The 3,986-nt window shown below is 39.5% G+C and carries 1 protein-coding gene; it reads right to left on the bottom strand.

The annotated features are described in order from the left end of the window. Positions 1-3,769: pre-peptidase C-terminal domain-containing protein (locus tag WC955_13160; GenBank protein MFA5860003.1), on the bottom strand; the 3,769-nt coding region annotated here is incomplete at its 3' end. Between the last annotated feature and the right edge of the window lie 217 nt (positions 3,770-3,986).

Genomic DNA, 3,986 nt, shown 5'->3' with positions numbered 1-3,986 from the left:
CTGAAGTACATCCTGCTTCATTTGTAACAGTATAGTTATATGTTCCGGCTACAAGTCCTGATATTGTTGTACTTGTAGTTGATCCTCCTATTGAACCCGGATTAATAGACCAGGCTCCTGACGGCAAACCGCTCAAAACAACACTTCCTGTTGCTACCGTACACGTTGGTTGAGTAATTGTTCCTACGGTTGGAGCTGTTGGTGTTACCGGTTGGGCATTGATAACCACATTAGCTGATGCTACTGAAATACATCCTGATGCATTGGTAACTGTATAGGTATATGTTCCGGCTGCAAGTCCTGATATTGTTGTACTTGTAATTGATCCCGTTATTGAACCCGGATTAATAATCCAGCTTCCTGCCGGCAAACCGCTTAATACTACGCTTCCTGTTGATACCGCACACGTTGGTTGAGTAATTGTTCCTACGGTTGGAGCTGTTGGTGTTACCGGTTGGGCATTGATAACCACATTAGCTGATGCCACTGAAATACATCCTGATGCATTAGTAACTGTAAAGTTATATGTTCCGGCTACAAGTCCTGTTATTGTTGAACTTGTTCCTGTTCCAGTAATGCCACCTGGATTTATTGTCCAGATTCCTGTTGCCGGCAAATAATTTAAGACTACACCTCCTGTTGCTACAGTACACGTTGGTTGCGTAATTGTTCCTACGGTTGGAGCTGTTGGTGTTTCTGGTTGCGCATTGATAACAACATTGGCTGATACTACCGAAGTACATCCTGCTGCATTTGTAACAGTAAAGTTATATATTCCTACTGCAAGGCTTGAAATGGTTGTACTTGTATTTGATCCTGCTATTGAACCCGGATTAATAGTCCAGTTTCCTGACGGCAAACCGCTTAAAACAGCACTTCCTGTTGCTACAGCACACGTTGGTTGAGTAATTGTTCCTGCTATTGGAGCTGTTGGTGTTGCATTTACTGTAAGGGTAGCAGCATTTGATGTTGCATTGCTGGAGCCACTGCAATTGGTAATATAACAGCGATATTGAGGACTTCCGGCTGTGGTAATTCCCGTTACACCTAAGGTTGCCGTAGTTGCATTAGTATATGATGCGCCTGCGGGAGTGCCATCTAGTACGTTTGCCCATGTACCGCCATTATTATATTGCCATTGATAGGTAAATGGAAATGTGCCGTTTGCACCAACTGTAAATGATGTATTTCCTGAGGTTGCACACATACTATTATCTGCTGGTTGCGTTTCTATAGTAACAGACACACATGAAGAAGTAACTGTTACAGTTACAGTAAAAGTTGCTCCAACGCATAATCCTGAAGTAGGTGTTACTGTATAAGTTGCAGTACCGGTTCCTGAAAGAATAGTTAAGCTTCCACTAATATTTGATTGTGGAATTGTTTGTGCGCTTCCTCCAGTTACTCCACCTGTATAAACTGGGGCTGTCCATGTATAAGTGGTTCCCACAGGAACTCCACTTGGAGTTACTGTAAATGTTCCACCTGTTAAAATTGATGTTGTTTGATTAGAAACACTTGGTGTTGCCGGTTGGGCATTGATAACCACATTAGCTGATGCTACTGAAGTAAATCCTAATGCATTTGTAACAGTAAAGTTATATGTTCCGGCTACTAGTCCTGATATTGTTGTACTTGTTCCTGTTCCGGTAATGCTACCCGGATTTATTGTCCATGTACCTGTTGCCGGCAAACTATTTAATACTACACTTCCTGTTGCCACAGCACATGTTGGATGAGTAATTGTTCCTACTGTTGGAGTTGCTATAAACTGATTTGAAATTGTATAAGCGCCATAACCGGAAATATTTGTACATTTAATATAATATGTGCCAGGAGTAAGGTTGTTGTAAGTAAACGTTTTTATGAAAACAGCACAATTATAACCGCCACCCATACCTACTAATTGAGTTACGCTGTCTTGATCGTAAAGAGTAGCGTCAAAGCACACAGTGGAGTCAGAGCCGGTGTTTACAACTACTTTCCCATTTGCAGTAATGGTTATTTTATACCAGTCGGTAGCATCAGTTATCAAGTTGCCATAGTACCCAATATGTCCTGTAAGAGTATCGTTAACAGGGAGATTAATAGCTGCTATAGCAAAGTTATTAGGCTCTACATCGTTTGTTAAATTAGCCGGAGTGAATAAGTTAGATATAGTATAAGCGCCATAACCAGAAATATTTATACATTTAATATAATATGTGCCAGAAGTAAGGTTGTTGTAAGTAAACGTTTTTATGAAAACAGCACAATTATAACCGCCACCCGTACTTGCTAATTGAGTTACGCTGTCTTGATCGTAAAGAGTAGCGTCAAAGCACAAAGTGGAGTCTGAGCTGGTGTTTACAACAAGTTTACCATCAGCAGGAATGGTTATTTTATACCAGTCGGTAGCATCAGTTATCAAGTTGCCATAGTACCCAATATGTCCTGTAAGAGCACCGTTAACAGGGAGATTAATAGCTGCTATAGCAAAGTTATTAGGCTCTACATCGTTTGTTAAATTAGCCGGAGTGAATACGTTAGATATAGTATAAGCGCCATAAGCAGTAGGACAACTTGTAGCTGCTACACATTTAATATAATAAGTGCCAGGTGTAAGGTTGTTGTACGTCATAGTATTATTTATAATATTACAAGCATATGGTGAACCAGAACCTGCTATATTTGTTATACTGTCCTGATCGTATAAGTATCCTAATATTAACAAAGTTGGATCAGAGATTATATTAACAACAAGTTTACCATCAGAAGGAATGGTTATTTTATACCAGTCTGTAAGATCAGTTATCAAGTTGCCGTAGTACCCAAGATGTCCTGTAAGAGTACCGTTAACAGGGAGATTAATAGCTGTTAAAGCATGGTTATTAGGCTCTGTGTCGTTTGTTAAATTAGCAGGAGTGAATACGTTGGATATAGTATAAGCGCCATAAGCAGTAGGACAACTTGTATTCCTTGCACATTTAATATAATAAGTACCAGGTGTAAGGTTGTTGTACTTCACCGTATCATTGAAAATATTACAAGCATAAAAGTCAGCTGCTAATTGTGTTATACTGTCCTGATCATATAGATAAATTTGCAGGCGCAACGTTGCGTCAGAGATTGTATTAACAACAAGTTTACCATCAGCAGGAATGGTTATTTTATACCAGTCTGTAGCATCAGTTATCAGGTTTCCATAATACCCAATATGTCCTGTAAGAGTATTGTTAACAGGGAGATTAATAGCTGCTATAGCAAAGTTATTAGGCTCTGTGTCGTTTGTTAAATTAGCCGGAGTAAATTGGTTGGAGATGGTATAAGAACCAGACCCAGTCCCCCATAACGTTGCCCTCACAAAATAAGTACCTGGCATAAGACTATTGTGCCTAACTGTATCCTTCACTCCGGCAAGCCAGGGGGATGCAATCTGTGTGGTGCCGTTAATATCGTATAAATAAAGGTCTAATTCCAACGAAACAGCAGATACAGTACTAATGGTCAATTTACCATCTGAAGGTATAGTAATTTTCCACCAATCATAAAGATCGGTTCCTCCTAAAGTTCCGGCATCCGAGGCGTTTACTCCGAGAATGTTAGCTTGCGAAGCTACATTGTTAGGTTCTGTTTCTGCCAACACAAAAAATGGAGCAGAAAGAAATAAAGAAATAAAAAATAAATTTTTCATAATTTGTTTTGTTTTAAGGGTTTTATTAATCGGGTTTTTATAATGAATCAGCAAAAATAGAAGATTTTTTTTAAAAAACAAATTTTTACTTCCCACTTATGGCAAACGCATCTAATTTTTCAATCCCTGCCTACCGGACAGGCAGGCCGGCGAGGCAGGGTAGGCAGGGATTGCTTTTATTTGTTTTGTTTATTTGCCCAGCCAACCAAGCGGATCGGTAAGAACCTTGCCATACCATACTTCGAAGTGAAGTTCTGTCTTTGATTCGTCATCATCAGTGAAAACAAGACCGATGCTTTGTTTGATTTTTATG

This window comes from Elusimicrobiota bacterium (assembly GCA_041658405.1).
In the GTDB taxonomy this organism is placed as follows: domain Bacteria; phylum Elusimicrobiota; class UBA5214; order JBBAAG01; family JBBAAG01; genus JBBAAG01.
This window is presented reverse-complemented; position numbering and strand designations above follow the sequence as displayed.